Raw genomic sequence first — 20,464 nt, 5'->3', positions numbered from 1 at the left:
ATAAGGCATGGAAACGCCGGGCACGCGACGTGCTGACCCCGTTATTCAACAGAAAAAACGAGGATGCCGCGATGGCAATTGGCCGGAAAATCGGAAAAATAGTCGGTTGGATCATTGCGGTTCTGATCGTGCTGATCGTCGTTGCGGTGATCGTGTTCCTCACCTTCGACTGGAATCGCGCGCGGCCATGGGTTGACGACAAGGTCTCGCAAGCCATCGGCCGGGAGTTCCAGATTACCGGCGACCTGAAGGTCGGCTGGCAGCGTCCGCCCAATGAAACCGGATGGCGCCGATGGGTTCCATGGCCCCGTTTTTCCGCTGAAAAAATCACGGTCGCCAATCCGGACTGGACGAAACAAAAGTACTTTGCGACGCTCGACGAGATCGACTTTCAGGTCGAGATCCTGCCGCTGCTCGCACGCAATATCGTGATTCCATCGATCAACCTGGTGAACCCCTCGGTCGATCTCGAACGCCTGAAAGATAACCGCAATAACTGGACGTTCAAGTTCAAGCAATCCACGGAGCCGTCCACGTGGAACTTGCAGCTTCATGACATTGCGCTGAATAAAGGCAATATCGCCTACGCCGACGAAATCACGAAAGCCGATATGCAGGCAGTCGTCAATACGCTCGGCCAGATGATTCCTATCGGCGATGTGATGAAGCAGCAGGAAGCGGCATCGCAGAAGTCATCGGCCGAGCAGGTCGGCAAGAGCGGCGCGAACAAGCTCAACCAGCAAGTCGATAAAGCCGCGGCATCGGAAGCGGCGGCGGCATCGGCGGCTTCTGCCGCGGCCGCGGCCAACGCGAGCGCGCCGAATCCGGCGAGCGTCTCCGCCAGCAACAGCATCACGACCAAGAACGCGCCGAAACCGCCTGTGCCGCCTTATGGCATTGGCTGGTCGGTCAAGGGCAAGTACAACAATGTGGCAGTGTCCGGCGACGGCAAGGTGGGCGGCGTGTTCGCGTTGCAGGACGCCACGCGGCCGTTCCCGGTGCAGGCGGATGTTCGTATTGGCGACACGCATATTGCGTTTGTCGGGACGGTGACCGACCCGGCGCATCTGGGCGCGCTCGATCTGCGCCTCTGGTTGCAGGGTGTGAGTCTCGATCACCTTTATCCGATTGTTGGCGTGACGCTGCCGACCACGCCGCCGTATGCGACCGAAGGACGGCTCGTCGGCCAGTTCCGCGAGGACGGCAACGTCTTCAAGTACGAGAACTTCACCGGCCGCGTCGGCGGCAGCGACCTGAACGGCTCGCTGACGTTCGTCGGGCGCAAACCTCGGCCGTTGCTCTCGGGCGAGCTTGTATCGAACCTGCTGCAGTTCTCGGATCTGGCACCGATCATCGGCGCCGATTCCAACGCCAGCAAAGCCAAGCGCGGAGAGACGGAGAAACAGCCGTCGGCCAAGGCATTGCCTGCCGAAGAGTTCAAGACCGACCGATGGAAGGCTGTCGACGCCGACGTGAAGTTCACCGGCCGCAAGATCGTCAAGGATCCGGCGCTGCCAATTTCGGACCTCTACACGCATGTCGTGATGAAGGATGGCGTACTGTCGTTCGAGCCGCTGAAGTTCGGCGTGGCGGGCGGGACGTTGTCATCGGATATTCACCTCGATGGCAGCACGACGCCGCTCAAGGGCCGCTTCTCGACCTCGGCGCGGCATTTGAAGCTCAAGCAGCTTCTGCCGACCGTCAAGACCATGCAGTCCGCCTTGGGCGAAGTGAACGGCGACGCCGCGTTGTCCGCGACCGGCAATTCCCCGGCTGCGCTCGCCGGCACGATGAACGGCGAAGTGAAGACGCTCATCACCGATGGCACCGTCAGCCGCCTGTACATGGAAGCGGCCGGCTTGAACGTGGCGAATGCGGTGTACGAGAAGCTTTTTGGCAAACGCGACGTGAAGATCAACTGCGCTGCCGCCGATTTCGTGGCGACGAACGGCGTACTTGAATCGCGCGTGTTCGCTCTCGATACCGACGACGCCGTCATCAACATGGACGGCACGATCAACCTCAAGACCGAGGAGATGAATCTTGGCATTCATCCGCACACGAAGGGCTTCCGGGTGTTTTCGCTACGCTCGCCGCTCTACGTGAAGGGGACATTCAAGGACCCGCACGTGGGCGTGGATGCCGGTGCACTAGCCGCGCGTGGCGCGGCGGCGGTCGGGCTCGGATTGATCAATCCGTTTGCCGCACTGATTCCGTTGATTGCGCCGAGCAACAACCAGCCGCTGCCGTGCACGCAAATGCTGGCTGACATGCGCAAGGCGCCGTCGGCCCCGCCGCCCGGGCAGAAGCAAGTGGCGAAAGGTGCGCCCGGATATATGGAGCCGGGGGTGTCGAACCCGGCCGCGGCGTCGGCTCCCGGTGCGGCGGCTGCGAAAGGCAAAGCCAAGGCTCAGCCGGTAGCGCCTTCACCGGCAAGTGCGGCGGCTTATCGGGGTAGTTGATTTGCTGGTTTTGGTTGGCTTACGTAAAATGGCAAATGCGCATTAAAATGCGCATTTGCCATTTTCGCATCTAAAAAGCGCAATATAACGCGCAATTTCAAGTTATGACGTCGCAGGCATATCAAAACATGCCAATGCGTAAAATAATGCTCAAAAAATTAATAAAGCCTATAATTGAGCATCATGACGCGCAAAAAATCCGATCCTATCAGTAATTCGGAGCGAGTCGCCGCTGAGCTCAGAAAGCTCCGGCGTGAGCTTCGTATGAATCAGCAGACGCTCGCCGACCGCGCAGGCGTGTCGCGGCGAACGATCACGAACGCGGAGACCGCGCAGAACGTCGGTCTTCATGAGTTCTGCCGAATGGCGAACGCGCTGGGTTACGACCTGACCTTGCGTCCGAAAGATACCGTGGTCTACGAGGACCTGGATTTCTTTTTCCGGGAGGAGGAATGAACACGCCTGCCTCCACTTTCGACATCGAAAAGCTTTTCGACAAAATCCGTCAACTCGATGTCCACACGCCCCAGGGCATCGCCGGATTGCTGGCGAAGGAAAGCACGTTTGTCTTCAATTACGGCGACGTCGAGCCAAGCGCGGCTGTCTCGCTGACCATGCCCGTTCGCCGCAAGAGTTACAGCAGCGGCGCGTTGATGAGCGTCTTCGCCATGAACCGGCCGGAAGGCTATCTGCGTTACATCATCGAAGAAAGACTGGCGCGCTTTGGCACGCCGAGCGACATGTTCCTGTTGTTTCTCGCCGGCCGGAACCAGATCGGACGGCTGACGTATGCGCTGCGCGGCGAGGCGGTGCCCGAAGGCGAGGGCGAGCAGCTCGACGAATTGCTGTCTTCGCCTTCGGGGCAACTGTTCGAGCGGCTCGTGAGCAAGTATGCGCTCGGGTCTGGTATCTCGGGCGTGCAACCCAAGACGGTCGTGCCGCTGCTTCCAGCGGCCGCCGAGCCTGCTACCGTCGATTCACACGCTGCATTGCCGCTCAAGACGGTGATCGTGAAAGCGGAGGGTGACGACTATCCAGGCATCGCGCGCAACGAGTTCCTTTGCATGTCGGTGGCGCGGGAAGCGGGTTTCGAAGTGCCGGACTTCTGGCTGTCCGACGACGGTCTTCTATTTGTCATGGCCCGGTTCGACCGCACGCCGGACGGCGCGGCGCTCGGTTTCGAGGACATGAGCGTGCTGACGGGCAACGAGAAGTATCGCGGCAGTTACGAGATGATCGCGCGTGCAGTGGAGGTGTACACGGGTGCGGATTTCCGCGCACAGGCCATCCGGCTGTTCGAGCGTGTGGCGTTGTCGTGCTTTCTGCGTGACGGGGATGCCCACATGAAGAACATCGGCCTGCTGTATTCGGATCCAACCGGACCGCGCCGCCTTTCGCCTATTTACGATGTCGTCTGTACGGGCATCTATCCGTCGCTCGATGGCCGCATGGCGCTGAACCTGAACAAGTCCAAGGTGTTCCCGGTGCCCGAACAGCTCGTGGCTTACGGTGAACGCCTGGGCCTGAAACGCGGCGAGGCGGAAGCGGTGCTGTTGCGCATCGATACCGCTTTCGACGCCGTCGCCGACCATCTCGCCGCCGACGAACGATATCGAGCCGATGACCTCCTTTCCCGCATCCGTGGCGAGGTTCGTCGAACGGGCCCGTTGCCGTTTACCAATCCAAGAAGACCCGCCGGTGGTTTTCGCTGAGCGCTGGCCGCCATGCCGAAAGCGCGCATTGAGTCAGACGTGTTAATTCGTGCTGCATCAGCAGCTTAGGTTTCAGGTCCCGCACTTATCAACAAGCCTGCCCACAATTTTTGGGGATAACTTGCCTGCGGTGACATGGATCGCCTGAAGCAGGCAAACGTGTATCAAAACCAGTCGCAGCTCAATTCCCAATTCGAATCAGAGGCTTACAGACATTAGCTCATGCTTGTCCACAGGGCCATCAACAGTTTGTGTGCACAAGTCGATGAACCGTCGACACGCCAACCACACGCTTTGATCGCTATGAAGCGACGGCTGAAAACCGTTTGCTATCAATGTCATCCGGCGTTTGTCAGAACGTTTTCAACAGGGTGCTCCCCAGTTTCTGTGCATAAGTTTTGTCGAGCTCGTGCACGCAATATTTGCCGGAAAACAGCCGCAGCCGGGCGCCATTAGCAGATAACAGACAGATCTACGCATTAATCCGCTAGCCGTTTTGTTTTCCGTCTTAAAATTGCGCCGACGTTCCGTGTCCGTCGCCTCCGCGCGCCCGTCCCAACCATTACTGAAAAGGTTCATGCGTGAAGCAGTTGACCATTCGAAACCGGATTCTTGCGAGCTTCGGCGTGATCCTGGCGTTGATGCTGGTGATGGCCGTGGTGTCGTACGCGTTGTTCAGCGACATCGATCGTGACGCGCATAGCCAGGAAGTCGATTCCTCACCGGGCGTTTATCTCGCGACGACGATCCGCGCGTCGTGGTTCGAGAACTACACGGTGACGCAGCGGTTGATCTACATCGATACCGAGCCCGATCAGATCAAGCGCGACACGCAGCGTGCAGCGGAGACGAAGGACTCGCTGGACAAGCTGATGGACAAATACGCAGCCACGATCTTCGACGACGAGGACCGTCGCCTCTTCAACAATTTCAAGCAGCAACGCACGCTCTACGCGCCGGTCCAGGGGCAGATCCTCGATGACCTGGCGGTATCGAAGGCTACGGCCGCAACGGCGTTCAACACCCGGCTCACGCCGATCTGGGAAGCGGGCAGGACCGCGATCCGCGAGTTGGTCGAGCTGAACAATTCACAGCAGATCAGGTCGGCGCAGAGCATTCGCCAGTCGGTCACGAAAGCTGAAATAACGCTGCTGGTCGTGCTTCTCGTGACGTTCGTGGTGGCGGCTTGGGCGGGCTTCCTGTTGCTCAAGGCCATCACGATCCCCATGCAGCGCCTGGTCGAAGTGGTCGATGCCATGCGTACCGGCGATCTTTCGCAGCGCCTGCACCTTGAGCGCGGGGATGAATTCGGCACGCTCGGCACGGGTTTCAACCGCATGACCGATGAACTCACGGGTCTCGTCGGACAGGCGCAGAAGTCGGCGGTGCAGGTGACCACGTCCGTGGCGGAAATTGCCGCGACTGCGCGCGAACAGCAAGCCACGGCGAGCGAAACGGCGGCCACGACCACGGAGATCGGCGCGACATCGCGGGAAATCTTTGCGACGTCCCGCGATCTCGTGCGCACGATGAACGAGGTCTCCGGCGTCGCCGAACAGTCGGCGCAACTCGCCGGCACGGGTCAGATCGGCTTGACGCGGATGGAAGACACCATGCGCCTGGTAATGGAGGCGGCCGGCTCGGTGAACGGCAAGCTGGCGATCCTGAACGAGCGTGCGAGCAACATCAACCAGGTGGTTGCCACCATCACGAAGGTCGCCGACCAGACCAATTTGCTGTCGCTGAATGCGGCGATCGAAGCGGAGAAGGCGGGCGAATACGGGCGCGGTTTCGCGGTCGTTGCGACCGAGATCCGCCGGCTTGCGGATCAGACGGCGGTTGCAACCTTCGATATCGAACAGATGGTGAAGGAGATCCAGTCGGCGGTCGCCGCCGGCGTGATGGGCATGGACAAGTTCTCCGAAGAAGTGCGGCGCGGCATGACCGACGTACAACAGGTCGGCGGCCAGTTGTCTCAGATCATCATGCAGGTGCAGACGCTCGCGCCACGTTTCGTGATGGTCAACGAAGGCATGCAGACGCAGGCGACGGGCGCCGACCAGATCACGCAGGCGCTCGCGCAACTGTCCGAGGCCGCGCAGCAGACGGCTGAGTCGCTGCGGCAGTCGACGCAAGCCATCGACGACCTCACGCACACCGCCAACGGCCTGCGCACGGGTGTGTCGCGCTTCAAGGTCGCGACGGTCTGACGGACCGAATAATCATGCTCTTCGTTCAGTTCACGCTCGATCAAGACCGCTACGTTCTCGACAGCTCGCAGATCGAGCGGATGTTGCCGCTCGCGCCGCTGAAGACCATGCCGGGCGTGCCCGCGTGGGTGGCCGGCATTTTCGAGTACGAGGGCGCACCGGTGCCGGTCATCGATCTGGCGGCGCTCGCGCTCGGGCGGCATTCACATGACCGGCTTTCGACGCGGCTTGCGCTGGTGTATTACCCGCACAAAAGCGGCGCGGACGTCGAAATGCGCCGGCTGGGCATCCTGTTGGAACGCGCGACCCGCACGATCTCCTTCGATGCAAGCGCGTTCAGCCCCGCTGGTATCGAAGCGGCGGATGCGCGCTATTTGGGGCCGCTTGCACGCGACGCGGAAGGACTCGTGCAGTGGGTCCGGATCGAACATCTGTTGCCCGAGCACGTGCAGGCGCAACTTTTCACCGAGAGCGCGGCATGAAGCACGACTTCATCTCCGTTCAGACGCGCCGCGCGCTCGATGCGCTGCATGAAAGCGTGCGCGAACCGCTCCCCCGTGCGCAGATCCTGCGCTTTGCGGCGTTGCTGCATAAAACGATCGGGCTGGATGCGGCGTCTATCGGCGACAAAGCAATCGAGCGGGCCGTAGCCGATCGTTATGCCGCGTGGCGTGCGGCGAACGCCGTGAAATTCCCGGCGGCCGGCATCGAAGATTTCTGGATTGCGGTGAGCGGTGCGCCGGAGCAGTTGCAGGCGCTGATCGAGGCGGTGGTCGTGCCCGAGACGTGGTTTTTCCGCGATAGCGAGGCATTCAACGCGCTCGTGACCCTCGCACGCGCACGGCTCGCCGAACAGCCGTTCAAGCCGGTGCGCATCCTCTGCATGCCGTGCTCGACGGGCGAGGAGGCGTACACCATCGCCATGGCCTTGCTCGACGCGGGGATTGCGCCCGAGCGTTTCACCATCGATGCCATCGATATCAGCAATCACGCCCTCACCATCGCTCGCGAGGCGCGATACGGCAGCAATGCATTCCGCAGTCGGGCGCTCGGCTTTCGCGACCGCCATTTCAAGCCGTCGGGCGACCATTGGCGTCTTTCCGCCGACGTCACCGAACGCGTGCGTTTTCGGCAGGCAAACTTGCTGACGCTCGAAACCCAGGCATTCGAGCCGTTCGATTTCGTGTTCTGCCGCAACGTCCTGATCTATTTCGATCGGGAAATGCAACGCACCGCCGTGCGCGTGCTGGACGATCTGCTTGCGCCTGGCGCGACCCTGTTCGTCGGGCCGGCGGAAACCGGGCTGATGATGCGTGAGGGAATGACATCGGCGAAACTCGCGCTTGCGTTTGCGTTCCGGCGGCCTGAGAACGGCCGGCCATCGTTTGACGATACCCGCCTGAAAGACGCGAAGACGCGGGCGCTGTATTCGGCAATCGCGAAAGCGGAAGAGGAGATGGGCTTTTCGGCGCGCCAAGCCGCGCCACGGGCTGTCTCGGCAAGCGCGAATCTGGCTGCAGCGAATGTGTTTGCATCGCAAGCCGGGTCATTGTTGAGCGGCCTGCAGCCGAACGCACGTCCTTTTGCATCGGTGCCCGCAGCGAAGACCGCAGCGCCGGCGGCATCTGTCCACGCGGCCGCGAGACCGGCGCCGGACGGGCAGGGCACGCTCGACCAGGCACACGCGCTCGCTAACAGCGGGTCCTTGTCCGAAGCCGCCGCTCTTGCCCGTGGGTTCCTCGAGACCCATCCGTCGAGCGCAGACGCGTATTACCTGCTGGGCGTCATTGCCGATGCTCAGGGCGCGCAAACCGAGGCGCGCGGTCATTACAAACGTGCGCTGTATCTGGATCCCGAGCATGGCGAAGCGTTGACGCATCTCGCAGCGGTGTTGGGACTGGAGGGTGATCGTGCGGGCGCGCAATTGCTGCTGGCTCGTGCGGCGCGGGCGAGTCATCCGGGTCGTGCTTCGGGAGGACGCGATGAGTGAAGTCCACGACGCGTCCCAGACAGTGCTCATCGATGATTGCTGGAACCGGATCGGCGTGCGTGGCGACGGTTCGTGTCCACGTCTTGCCGGCTACATCCATTGCCGCAATTGCCCCGTGCACGATGCCGCGGCTGCGCTCGTGCTCGACCGTGAGCACGCCGTCGATTCGATCGGCGAACGCCAGCCGCTGAATTCGCTGGCCGACCGTACCGCGCGTGAAGCCGATACCACGTCATGGCTCGTGTTCCGCATCGGCGAAGAATGGCTGGGTTTGCCCACGGCCATCTTCCAGCAGGTCGCGCAGTTAAGGCCGATCCACTCGCTGCCGCACCGGCGTCACCGGGCGGTGCTCGGCGTGGTGAACATCCGCGGCGCGCTGCTGGTTTGCGCATCGCTTGCACGGCTTTTCGGGATTGCATCGGAGTTTGCGCAGGATGGCCGGCGCGACGCCGCGCAGCAGGTCGTCGATGCCCGCGATCTCGGCCGCCTGCTGGTCGTCGAGCCCGCCGCCGATAGCGCGCCGCGCAGCGACTTCGCGAACCCGATCGTGTTTCCCGTCGATGCCGTCGATGGCGTGCATCGATTTGCCCGTGCCGACTTCCAGGAAGTCCCGGCCACGGTCGCGAGCATGTCGGCTTCGCACGCGATCGCCGTCACGGCGTGGAAGGGCGTGACGGTCGGTTTGCTCGACGCCGCGAAGCTCTTCGAAACCCTCAACCGGAGCCTGACATGAGCGGCGCCTCGCTCGTCGATCTGTTCCGCGAGGAAGCGCGGGCACAGGCGCAGATCCTGAGCGACGGCCTGCTCGCGCTCGAACGCGCGCCGCGCGATCCTGTCACGCTTGAAGCGTGCATGCGTGCCGCGCATTCGTTGAAGGGCGCGGCGCGGATTGTCGGCGTGCCGGTCGGCGTGAGCCTCGCGCACGTGATGGAGGACTGCTTCGTCGGCGCGCAGCAGGGCCGCGTGAACGTGGATGCCGCCATGATCGATGTGTTGCTGGCAGGCGTCGACCTGATCGTGCGCATCGGCCAGGCTTCCGGCGACGAAACCATCCCGCAGGCCGACGTCGACGCGTTCGTCGATGAGTTGAATGCGCGGATGAGTGGCGAAGCCGGGGACTCCGGGGAGGCTTCGTTCAAGCCGCCGGCACCGGACGACTTTCTGGATTTATCGAAGGAATTGACGCTCGCCGCGCCGGTTCCCCAATCGGAACCCGAACCCGCGCGCCCGTTGCCCGTCTGGTCGCCGGCCGAACAACGTGAAACGACTCGCATGCTGCGCGTTCGCACGGAAACCCTCGATCGCCTGCTCAGCCATTCCGGCGAGTCGCTGGTGGAATCGCGCTGGCTGAAGCCATTCGCGCAATCCATGCTGCGCGTGAAGCGCATTCAGCGCGACGCGAGCCGCGCGCTCGACTTCCTGCATGAATCGCTGACCGAATCTTCGCGTAGTTCGGGCACCGCTTCGGGCGCCGCTTCGAACGTTACGTCGACCGCCGCGCTCGACGTGCGCACGCTCGCCGCCCTCGATGAAATCCGCCGCCTCAACGCCGAGGCGCAGCGCCAGCTTGGCGAACGCCTGGCCGAGCTCGAGAACTACGACCGCCGTACGACGCACCTTTCGCAACAGCTCTACGACGAAGCGCTCGAATGCAGGATGCGTCCTTTCGTCGATGCCACCGGTGGTTTTGCGCGCATGGTGCGCGACGTCGCGCGTGCGCTCGAGAAACAAGTGCGCTTCGTGATCGCGGGCGAAGCAACGGAGGTGGACCGCGACATTCTGGACATGCTCGAAGCGCCGCTCGGTCACCTGCTGCGCAACGCCGTTGACCACGGCATCGAGGCGCCGTCGCTGCGCCGCGCGCTCGGCAAGCCGCCCGAAGGCACGATCACGCTCGAAGCACGCCACAGCGCGGGATCGCTTTTCATCAGCGTGAGCGATGACGGCGGCGGCGTCGACCTTCCCGCGCTGCGCCGGGCGATCGTGCAAAAACGCCTGTCCAACGAAGCGACGGCCGCGCGTCTGTCGGAAGCGGAATTGCTCGAATTTCTGTTCCTCCCCGGCTTTTCGATGCGCGATACCGTCACCGATGTCTCCGGCCGCGGCGTCGGTCTCGACGCGGTCCACGACGTCGTGCGCCAGGTTCGTGGCAGCCTGCGTGTCACGCAGGAAGAACTCGTCGGCACGCGCTTCGTGATGCAATTGCCGCTCACGCTGTCTGTGATCCGCAGCCTGATCGTGGAGGTCGATGGCGAACCCTACGGCCTGCCGCTCGCGCATGTGGCGCGCACGCTCGTGTTGCCGCGTGCATCGATCGATCTGCTCGAGGGCCATCAGCATTTCGAGTTCGAGGGCAGGCGTCTTGGCATCGTGACGGCGCACCAGATCCTGCGCGCCGGCACCTTCAACACGGTCAGCGACACGCTCAACGTGGTCGTGATCGGCCAGGGTGCGGCGACTTATGGCGTGGTGGTCGACCGGTTCCTCGGCGAGCGCATGCTGGTCGTGCAGCCGCTCGACAAACGTCTCGGCAAGGTGCCGAGCATCGCGGCGGGCGCGTTGATGGAAAACGGCGATCCGCTCCTGATCGCCGATCTCGACGACTGGCTGCGCGCGGTCGAAAAACTCGTCGTCGATGGCGAACTCGGCCGCGTTTCACAAGGTACTGCCCGCGCCGTCGCCGCGCCGAAAAAACGCGTGCTGGTGGTCGACGACTCGCTGACCGTGCGCGAACTCGAACGCAAGCTGCTGGCCGGCCGCGGCTACGACGTGACCATTGCCGTCGATGGCATGGACGGCTGGAACGCAGTGCGCGGAGAGCGCTTCGACCTGGTGATCACGGATATCGACATGCCGCGGCTCGACGGCATCGAGCTCGTGACGCTGATCCGGCGCGATCCGCATTTGCGCGACACGCCGGTCATGATCGTGTCGTACAAGGACCGTGCGGAAGACCGCCAGCGGGGGCTGGACGCGGGCGCGGACTACTATCTGGCAAAGGGCAGTTTCCACGATCAGACGCTGCTCGATGCTGTGCGCGATCTGATTGGCGAGGCGCAGCCATGATGATGCAGTTATAAAAACGAGAGAGCTGGGGGCTGGCAATGAAGATCGGAATAGTGAACGACATGCCGCTTGCGGTGGAAGCCACGCGCCTGGCGCTGGCGACGCGGCCTGATTTCGATGTGATCTGGGTGGCGACCGATGGCGTGCAGGCCGTGGATTACTGCACGGCGCAGAAGCCGGACGTCGTGCTGATGGACCTCGTGATGCCGCACGTCGACGGGACGGAAGCCACACGGCGGATCATGCGTCAGGCGCCGTGCGCGATCCTGATCGTGACGGTTGACGTGGGTGCGAACTCGTGGCGCGTGTACGAGGCAATGGGCGCAGGCGCGCTCGATGCCGTCGATACCCCCGCGCTCGCCGGCCCCGACGCGAAGCGCGGGATCGCCGCGTTGATCGCGAAGATCGACCAGGTCGGGGCGCAGCAGCGGGCAAAAGCCGCTGCGAATCCACTGGGTGCCGCGCCGCGTATTACACCCGGTATGGATTTGCTTGCGATAGGCGCGTCGGCCGGCGGTCCCGGAGCGCTTGCGGTGCTGCTCGCCGCGCTGCCGGCCGATTTCACGCCGGCGACGGTGATCGTGCAGCATGTGGATCAGGCGTTTGCCATCGGGATGGCGGAATGGCTGAACGCACAGTCGAAATTGCCGGTGTACATTGCCCGCGAGGGCGATCGTCCGGAGCCGGGAAAGGTGCTGCTGGCCGCGACCAACGACCACCTGCATTTTGGCGGCGGTAACCGGCTTGGCTACACGAAAGATCCGGAGGCGACGCCGTACCGACCTTCGATCGATGTATTTTTCAACAGCGTCGTCGCGCGCTGGAGCGGTAACGCGGTCGGCGTGCTGCTGACCGGCATGGGCCGCGACGGCGCAGCGGGGTTGGCGGCCATGCGCGCCAACGGGTTTTACACGATCGCCCAGGACGAGGCGACGTGCGCTGTATATGGCATGCCGAAAGCGGCCGCCGCAATCAATGCGGCTGTTTCCATCCTGCCGCTTCAGAACATCGCGAATGCTGCCGTCAATGCGTTCGCATCGTCGCGCAAGCGAGGCGTATGAGCTCGCGCTTGAGAACCGATTGAGTATTCAGGATCACACAGGACAGTCATGGAACATCGAAACGCAGACCCGCTGGCAGAGCGTGCCCGACGTGAGGCGCAGAGCCGGGAAGCCGAGCCGGAGAGCCCCAGCGACGACACGTCGGCTGCGGCTACCCACGCCGCCGACCTGCTCAACGACGCGCTGAACATGCCGAGCGCGGCGGAAAGCGCGGTCATGGTGCTGCTCGTCGATGACCAGACGATCGTAGCGGAAGCCGTGCGCCGCATGCTGGTGGACGAGCCGAGGCTCGATTTCCATTACTGCGCGAACCCGGAGGACGCGTTGCGGGTGGCGCAAGCCACGCGGCCAACCGTGATCCTGCAGGACCTGGTGATGCCCGGCGTGGATGGACTGACGCTCGTGCGGCAGTATCGTGAACATGAGTCGACCCGCGATATCCCGATCATCGTGTTGTCCACGAAAGAGGAACCGCGCATCAAGAGCGCGGCGTTTGCGGCAGGCGCCAACGATTACCTGGTGAAACTGCCGGACAGCATCGAGCTGATCGCGCGGATCCGTTACCACTCGCGCTCGTACCTGAACCTCACGCAGCGCGACGAGGCGTATCGCGCGTTGCGTACGTCGCAGCAGAAGCTGCTGGAAACGAATCTGGAATTGCAGCGCCTCACGAATTCGGACGGGCTGACGGCCTTGTCGAACCGGCGTTGCCTAGATGATTATCTGAGCGCCGAATGGAAACGCGCCGCGCGCGACAAGTCGCCGCTTGGGTTCCTCATGATCGATGTAGACAGCTTCAAGTCATACAACGATACCTACGGTCACGTCGCCGGTGACGATGTGCTCAAGCACGTCGCGCGCGCCGTTGAATCTTGCCTGAACCGACCTGCGGATCTCGCTGCGCGCTTTGGCGGTGAAGAGTTTGCCGTGGTGCTGCCGTCTACGTCGGCTGCGGGATTGCGCCTCCTCGGCGAAAAAATTCGCGCGGCGGTCGAGACGCTTGCCGTGCCGCATGCCGGCGCGGTTGCCAAGTGCGTCACCATCAGTGTGGGTGGCGTAACGCAAGTGCCGGAACCTGGCGAAGACGTGAAGCAGCTTATCGAAGCGGCTGATCTGGCGTTGTATCGTGCGAAACGCGATGGACGTAACCGGGTCGAAGTCGGCGGCGCATAAGCGCTTACTTTCGCGGCGAAGCCTCGGCGTCGATAACCAGCGGAGCGCGCCAGCGACCGTCCGGCGTTATGGCGATCAGGCGGCGCACGGTATTGCCGCTTGCCTGCACCTGTGTGCCCTTCGCTGAATCGGCAGGGTTCCTGGAATCCGGGCAACCCGGGCTGGAGAAGATGCTCCAGTCGCGATTGCAGCTTCGTGGCTGATGCGCCGATGCAAGCCTGAGGTTCTGCCAGTCCGCAGCGTTGTCGGCACCTTTGGAGGCTGCTGCAGGGGTGATCCAGGGATCGGATTGCGCACTGCCATCAAGTTTCAACACTGCGGCCGGTTGAGTCCCCCGATTGTGTTTTGTGGCGTCGCGTTCGATCGTCGCGGCCGAATCGGGCGCTACGCGCTTGCGCCATGCATTGTTGCTGGCGATCAGGCCGGGCGAACGTCCGCGCGGCGTTTCGTTCCAGTTCGAGCTGTCCATCACAAGGACGTTGGCGGGGTGCGCCGGTCGGCCCGGCTGGTCGGCTGCCGCCATTGTTTGTCGAGCGGGTGTGACTGCGTGCAGTTGCTCTCCCGATCTGACCTGATTGCCAGAAGGTGCGCTCCACGAATCGTCCTGCACGATGTGTACTGCGGCCGGGTTTGCCCACGGATCGTCGCGAACAGTATTCCGGACGGTTTGATCGGCGTCCGGGACGCCCGGTTGAACGCCCGCTGGCAAGGCCCATTGATCGACAACCGTGGGTTCAGGCGGTGCCGTTTCATCGGCGCGGGCCGTTGCGTGCATCAAGCTGAAGGCAGCACATGCCAGCGCGACTTTTTCCAGTCCCAAATGAGCGAATCGGAAGACGTCGCGGATCGGTGGGCGAGACATGGCATTTCCTCGGATTGCACGAAAGAACGCAAGCCTATGGCAAACGGCAGTCCGAGATAACCGGATTTATCCGAATAGTGAATGGTTTTCTCCCGGCCACGCCATTCATTTGGCGCTCGCCGCAGCCACGTTCGCTGTACCGCCGTTCGGCGAGCCCATCGCCTGGAAGAGCAGCGCGGTATCGGTCAGGCGCGCGCTTTCGTAGCGGATTGCATCGAGCCTGGCATTTCGATACTGCCGCTCGCTCGCCCGAACCGACGACGGCGGGATTGCGCCGAGCCGCGCACGGGCCGCCGAATCGGTAAAGACGCTCATGGAGGTGCGGCTGGCGGTATCGGCGAAATTCAGCGCCTGGTTGTCCTGCTCGAGCGCCGCAAGAGAATCGGCGACGTTGCGGAATGCGGTCAGCACCGTCTGCTTGTATTGCGACACCGCGGCTTCGTAGCTCGCCTGCGCCGCGCGCTTTTGCGCGAGCAGCGCGCCGCCATGGAAAAGCGGCTGCGAAAGTGACGCGCCGATGCCCCAGATGGCGCCCGCGTCGGATAGCGCCGTGGGCCAGCTGAACCCGGCTTTCCCCATTTGCGCCGACAGCGACAGGCTCGGGTACATCTGCGCGGTCGCCACGCCGACCTGCGCGGCGGCGGCTTTGAGCAAGGCATCGGCGGCCTGGATGTCGGGCCGGCTGGCAAGCAGGTCCGATGGCACCACGACCGGCACGTTCGCCGGGACCGTGAGCGCCGCCAGATCGAGATCGGGGGGCGCCTGATCGGGCGTACGGCCGAGCAGGACGGCGAGCGCGTGACGCGTCGAAAGCCATTGGGCGCGCAAGCCGGGAAGCGACGCAGCCAACGAAGCCGCGCCCGATTGCGCATTGAGCGCGTCCGAGCGCGACGCCGAGCCGAGTTCGAAGCGGCGTTGCGTGTCGCGCGCGTCTTCATCGGCGAGAACGACGAGGCGCTCCGTTGTGTCGATCTGCGCGTGCAACGCGGCCGCACTGATTGCGCCGGTCACGATGTTCGCGGCGAGCGCTCGACGAGCGGCATCGAATTGCCAGGACTGGCTGTCCACCTGCGCCGCCAGCGCGCGGTCGGCGAGCCGCGCCGCGCCGAACAGATCGAACGTGTACTGCGCGCGGATCTGGCCGACGAACAGGTTGTAGAGCACGGTCGGCGGCCCGAAATTCGGCACGCCGATCGCACGTTCGCGGTTGGCCTGTCCGCCCAGGTCGATGCTCGGCAGCATCGACGAGCCGACTTGCGCCCGCAGTTGTTCGCGGGCGGCGGCGAGGCTTTTATCGGCGGCGGCGAGGTTCGGGCTGTTGCGCAGGCCTTCGTCGACGAGAGCGTTCAGCGCGTCCGACTGGTAGAGCTTCCACCAGTCGGGAACGGGTTTCGCGTTGGCATCGAAGGTCTGTGTCACGCCTTCGGCCATCACAGTGCGCGCGGGTTGCGCCGATACGCCGTAGTGCGGTACCGGCGGTAATATGGGCGGCGTTCCGTCCGGGCCAAACGAACAGGCGGACAGGGCGGCTGCAACGCCAAAGGCAGCCAGGGAAAAACGCATCATGACCGGCCTCCGTTTCCAGCATCGGGCGTAGTGGGTTCCTGGTAATCCGCGCGCTCATGGCGCTTCACTCTGAACGACGCCGCATACAATGCCGGCAAATAGAACAGCGTAAGCACGGTCGCGCTCGTGATGCCACCCATCAGTGCGGTGGCCATCGGCCCGAAGAAGTTGCTGCGCAAGAGCGGAATCAGCGCGAGGACGGCGGCTGCTGCGGTCAGTGTGATTGGCCGGAAGCGCCGCACGGTTGCACCGACGATGGCATCGAAACGCGGATGCCCCGCCGCGATGTCCTGCTCGATCTGATCCACGAGGATCACCGAATTGCGCATGATGATGCCGAACATGGCGATCACGCCGAGCATCGCGACAAAACCGAATGGCTTGTTGAAAAGCAGCAGCGTGATCACCACGCCGATCAGCCCGAGCGGCGCGGTCAGCACGACCATCATCACGCGTGCGAAGCTCTGCAACTGGATCATCAAGAGCGTCAGCACGACGATCACCATGATCGGCATTTGCGCGTTGATGGAAGCCTGACCCTTGCCGCTTTCTTCGACCGGGCCGCCGACTTCGATCCTGTAACCGACCGGCAGGCTCGCGCGCAGCGTATCGAGTTTTTTCTCGATGGCATGCGTCACGTCGATGCCTTGCGCACCCGCGCTGACATCGGATTGCACGGTGATGGTCGGCTGTCGATCGCGCTCCCAGATCACGCCGTATTCCAGGTCGTTCACCACATGCCCAATGGTCCCGAGCGGCACGGGACCGTTCGGTGTGGGCATGGCAAGCGTGGCGAGTTTCGCCGGATCGACGCGTTCGCTTTGCGGCGCACGCAGGTCGACGCTGATCAGCTTGTCGCGCACCCGATACTGCGTGACCGTGTAGCCCGTGAATTGCATCGCGAGGAAATTGGACACGTCTTGCGAACTGACGCCGAGTTCACGCGCTTTCTTCTGGTCGATCTGAAAGCGCACCGAGCGCTCCGATGGTTCGTCCCAGTCGTATTGAACGTTGGCCGTGCCGCTGTCGGCGCGCATTTCGGCGAAAACCTTTTCCGCGATGCCGCGCACGGTCGGCAAATCGTCGCCGCTCACGCGAAACTGCACGGGATAGCCGACCGGCGGACCGTTTTCGAGCCGTGAAAGGCGTGTTCTTATCGATGAAAACTTCTCGCGCAAAACGGGTCCCAGCCAGCTTGCGAGTTTCTCGCGGTCTTCCACGGACTTCGCGGTGATCACGAACTGCGCAAAGTTCGGTTGCGGCAATTGCTGGTCGAGCGGCAGATAAAAACGCGGCGCACCAGTGCCGACGAAGTTCACGATGTGATCTATCTCCGGACGTCCTTCGAGCACCTTTTCCAGACGCCTGGTCTCGCGCAACGTAGCTTCGAACGAGGCGCCTTCCTGCAGCCGGACATCGACGAGCAGTTCCGAACGATCCGAACTCGGGAAGAACTGTTGCGGCACGAGCGTGAAGCCCGCCATGGCAATGACAAACAGCACGAGCGTGATGCCAAGCACGACAAAGCGCCGCTCGATACACCACGCGAGCCAGCCGCGCAGCCGCGTATAGAACTTCGTGTTGTAGATATCGTGTTCGTGATCATGCGCGTGATGTGCCTCGCGCTTGCGTTCGGGCAACAGCTTGTAGCCAAGCAGCGGAATCAGCACGACTGCCGCGAACCAGGATGCAATGAGCGCGATCGCCGATACCTCGAAGATCGAGCGCGTGTATTCACCCGTGCTCGATTTTGCAAGCGCGATAGGCAGGAAGCCGCCGACGGTGACGAGCGTGCCGGTGAGCATGGGGAAGGCGGTGCTCGTGTAGGCATAAGCCGCGGCGCGCGAGCGGTTCCATCCTTGTTCGAGCTTTACGGCCATCATCTCGACCGCGATGATCGCGTCGTCGACCAGGAGGCCCAGCGCGAGAATCAACGTGCCCAGAGAGACCTTGTGCAGGCCGATATCGAAGAGATACATGAAGAGGGCGGTCACCGCGAGCACGACCGGAATCGAGATCACGACGACCATGCCGGTACGAAAACCCAGCGACACGAGACTCACGATCAGCACGATCACGACAGCTTCGGCCACCGCCTCGAGAAAATCGTCCACCGACTTCGATACCGCGTGCGGCATGCTCGACACTTCGTTCAGCACGAGGCCGGCGGGAAGTTGCGTGCGCAGTTGCGCCACCTGTGCGTCGAGCGCCTTGCCCAGACGCACGACGTCCTGGCCGGGCTGCATCGTGATGCCGATGCCGAGTACAGGCTTTTCGCCCGAACGCATTTGCGTGGAAGGTGGATCGAGATAACCGCGCTTGATCGCCGCGATGTCGCCAAGGCGGAACGAGCGGCCGTTCACGCGGATGAGCGTGTCGGCGAGCGCGGCCATGTCGGTGATCTGGCCGCTCGGGCGCACGAATACGCGGTCGTTCGGCGTGTTCATGGTGCCGGCGGGGGCGACGGCGTTTTGCCCGTCGATAGCCTGCGCGATCTGCTGCGGCGAAATGCCAAGCCGGGTCAATTGCGTATTCGATATCTCTACATAAACGCGCTCGTCCTGATCGCCGAAATAATTGACCTTCGCGACGCCCGGCACGCGCAGCAGGACCGTGCGCAACGAGTCGGCGTAATCGTGAAGCTGCGCAGGCGAAAAGCCGTCGCCGTCCAGCGTGTAGATGTTGGTGAAGACGTCGCCGAATTCATCGTTGAAGTAGGGGCCTTGCACGCCCGGGGGCAGCGTGTACGCAATATCGCCGACTTTCTTGCGCACCTGATACCACTCTTCGGGCACCTCCTTCGCAGGTGCGCCGTCTTTCATCGTGAAGAACAGAAGCGATTCGCCGGGGCGCGAGTAGCTGCGCAGGAAGTCCGTCGATGGCGTTTCCTGCAGCTTCTTCGCGATCTTGTCGGTGACCTGTTCCTGCATCTGGCGCGCGGTTGCGCCCGGCCAGAAGGTCTGGATGACCATCACGCGGAACGTGAACGGCGGATCTTCGGATTGTGCGAGCCGCGTGTAAGCAAGCACGCCGAAGATCGTCGCCATGGCGATCAGGAAGACGACCAGCGCCTGATGCCGCAACGCCCACGCGGAGAGATTGAAGCGGCCTTCTTCGTGACGATAATCGCCGGAAGCCGCCGCTGCCTCGGCGGCGGAGGTGCCGCGCGTCTGTTTGCCCTCTTGATCGCTCATGACGCGAAATCTTCCGGATGCAAGGGCGGGACCACGCGAACCTTTTCGCCGGCGGAAACGGTATGGACGCCTTGCCATACGATGCGCTCGCCCGCCGCGATTCCCTGCGATACGGTCACGGTGCGCTCGCCATAACGCGACACTTCCACGCGACGCAATTCAAGCGCGTTGTCCGCCTTCACGACCCACACGGCGGGCAAGTTTCCGGCATGAAACAGTGCCGTGGAAGGCAGCGTGAATGACTGTCCCGGGGTGCCGGAAGCCGAAGCCGTACTCTGCGCGAAGGCGACATCGGCGGTCATGCCAAGCCGGACTTCCGGCGTGGGCGCTTCGAGCGTGAGCCTTACGCGGTACGTGCGGCTCTGTGCATCGGCGGCGGGGGACACTTCGCGCACGCGTGCGGCAAATTTCTTGCCGGCAAGCGCGCCGATGCTGACCGTAGCGTTCTGCCCGACTGCAAGCGAGGCAAGCGCCGTCTCCGGCACATCGGCCACCACATCGGTCTCGCCGCTCCATGCGAGGTTGTAGACGGCTTGTCCCGCTGACACGTTCTGCCCCGTGTCGGCCTGTTCAGCGGTGATGACGCCGGCTTTGTCGGCGATGAGCGTGGTGTACTTCAACTGATCCTGCGATAACGCCGACTGCGCTTGCGCCTGATTGCGCTGCGCGAGCGCTGCGGCATACGCGTTTTCGGTCTGTTCGAGCTGCGCGCGCGAGATCAGGCTTTCCTGTGCCTGTACCCGGTCGCGCGTGACCTGCTGCTCGGCGTAGGTCAACTGGTGCTGCGCCGCGGAGAGTTGAGCGGCGGCTGCGGCGGCGTTCTTGGTGTTGTCGGCGGGATCGAGGCGCGCCACGACGTCACCGGCTTTCACCCGGTCGCCAAGCCGCACGCGGCGCTCAATGATCTTCCCGCCGACACGAAACGACAGCGGCGTGGAATAACGCGATTCGATGGTTCCGGGCAACGACGATTGCGACGCGCGGGTATCGGCCTGTGCTGCGACGGCGACCACCGGACGCAAGACAACGGCCGGCGCGTCCTTCTTGCCGCACGCGGCCAACGTCACGACGGCGACCACGCCAATAGATCCGACAAGCGCTGCACGGAAGGAAACCGTGCGGCGTTCAACCCGCGGTAACAGCGAGAACATGCGACGACAGACTTGCA

General features: G+C 63.1%; 14 protein-coding genes. 10 read left to right on the top strand and 4 right to left on the bottom strand.

Annotated features, from left to right (window positions below; translation table 11 throughout):
• Positions 1-71 precede the first annotated feature (71 nt).
• The 10 genes from AXG89_RS14130 to AXG89_RS14085 all read left to right on the top strand — a co-directional run bounded on the left by AXG89_RS14130 (position 72) and on the right by AXG89_RS14085 (position 13,674).
• The gene (locus AXG89_RS14130) at positions 72-2,462 is read left to right on the top strand and encodes an AsmA family protein (protein WP_062170008.1); all 2,391 of its coding nucleotides are present in this window, start codon (positions 72-74) and stop codon (positions 2,460-2,462) included.
• Between the two features lie 264 nt (positions 2,463-2,726).
• Positions 2,727-2,918, top strand: a complete 192-nt coding sequence (locus tag AXG89_RS14125) for a helix-turn-helix domain-containing protein (protein WP_231941241.1) — start codon at positions 2,727-2,729, stop codon at positions 2,916-2,918.
• Complete coding sequence (locus AXG89_RS14120) at positions 2,915-4,174, top strand: type II toxin-antitoxin system HipA family toxin (RefSeq protein WP_062170007.1); 1,260 nt, start codon at positions 2,915-2,917, stop codon at positions 4,172-4,174. Before AXG89_RS14125 ends, AXG89_RS14120 begins: the two co-directional genes overlap by 4 nt.
• A gap of 581 nt (positions 4,175-4,755) precedes the next feature.
• Entirely contained in the window at positions 4,756-6,384 is a 1,629-nt protein-coding gene (locus tag AXG89_RS14115) for a methyl-accepting chemotaxis protein (protein WP_061999498.1), read from the top strand.
• A 14-nt stretch (positions 6,385-6,398) separates the two neighbouring features.
• A complete protein-coding gene (locus AXG89_RS14110) occupies positions 6,399-6,866 on the top strand; it encodes a chemotaxis protein CheW (RefSeq protein ID WP_061999497.1) in 468 nt (155 codons plus the stop codon).
• Entirely contained in the window at positions 6,863-8,374 is a 1,512-nt protein-coding gene (locus AXG89_RS14105; RefSeq protein ID WP_069638353.1) for a CheR family methyltransferase, read from the top strand. Before AXG89_RS14110 ends, AXG89_RS14105 begins: the two co-directional genes overlap by 4 nt.
• On the top strand, positions 8,367-9,107 hold the full coding sequence (locus AXG89_RS14100; protein WP_062170006.1) for a chemotaxis protein CheW: 741 nt from the start codon (positions 8,367-8,369) through the stop codon (positions 9,105-9,107). Before AXG89_RS14105 ends, AXG89_RS14100 begins: the two co-directional genes overlap by 8 nt.
• Positions 9,104-11,440 (top strand): hybrid sensor histidine kinase/response regulator, encoded by a 2,337-nt coding sequence (locus AXG89_RS14095; RefSeq protein ID WP_062170005.1) that lies wholly within the window; start codon positions 9,104-9,106, stop codon positions 11,438-11,440. The genes AXG89_RS14100 and AXG89_RS14095 overlap by 4 nt, the downstream gene beginning before the upstream one ends.
• Positions 11,441-11,478: 38 nt before the next feature.
• Complete coding sequence (locus AXG89_RS14090) at positions 11,479-12,501, top strand: chemotaxis response regulator protein-glutamate methylesterase (RefSeq protein ID WP_062170004.1); 1,023 nt, start codon at positions 11,479-11,481, stop codon at positions 12,499-12,501.
• 48 nt (positions 12,502-12,549) lie between these two features.
• The gene (locus tag AXG89_RS14085; protein ID WP_062170003.1) at positions 12,550-13,674 is read left to right on the top strand and encodes a diguanylate cyclase domain-containing protein; all 1,125 of its coding nucleotides are present in this window, start codon (positions 12,550-12,552) and stop codon (positions 13,672-13,674) included.
• A gap of 4 nt (positions 13,675-13,678) precedes the next feature.
• Here the strand turns inward: AXG89_RS14085 and AXG89_RS14080 are convergent, their stop codons facing one another.
• The 4 genes from AXG89_RS14080 to AXG89_RS14065 all read right to left on the bottom strand — a co-directional run bounded on the left by AXG89_RS14080 (position 13,679) and on the right by AXG89_RS14065 (position 20,447).
• A complete protein-coding gene (locus AXG89_RS14080; protein ID WP_062170002.1) occupies positions 13,679-14,536 on the bottom strand; it encodes a hypothetical protein in 858 nt (285 codons plus the stop codon).
• Between the two features lie 105 nt (positions 14,537-14,641).
• Complete coding sequence (locus AXG89_RS14075; RefSeq protein WP_062170612.1) at positions 14,642-16,099, bottom strand: efflux transporter outer membrane subunit; 1,458 nt, start codon at positions 16,097-16,099, stop codon at positions 14,642-14,644.
• On the bottom strand, positions 16,099-19,296 hold the full coding sequence (locus tag AXG89_RS14070) for an efflux RND transporter permease subunit (protein ID WP_082771421.1): 3,198 nt from the start codon (positions 19,294-19,296) through the stop codon (positions 16,099-16,101). The genes AXG89_RS14075 and AXG89_RS14070 overlap by 1 nt, the downstream gene beginning before the upstream one ends.
• Complete coding sequence (locus AXG89_RS14065; protein ID WP_062170001.1) at positions 19,293-20,447, bottom strand: efflux RND transporter periplasmic adaptor subunit; 1,155 nt, start codon at positions 20,445-20,447, stop codon at positions 19,293-19,295. Before AXG89_RS14065 ends, AXG89_RS14070 begins: the two co-directional genes overlap by 4 nt.
• Positions 20,448-20,464 lie beyond the last annotated feature (17 nt).

This window comes from Burkholderia sp. PAMC 26561, from assembly GCF_001557535.2.
GTDB lineage: Bacteria > Pseudomonadota > Gammaproteobacteria > Burkholderiales > Burkholderiaceae > Caballeronia.
This window is presented reverse-complemented; position numbering and strand designations above follow the sequence as displayed.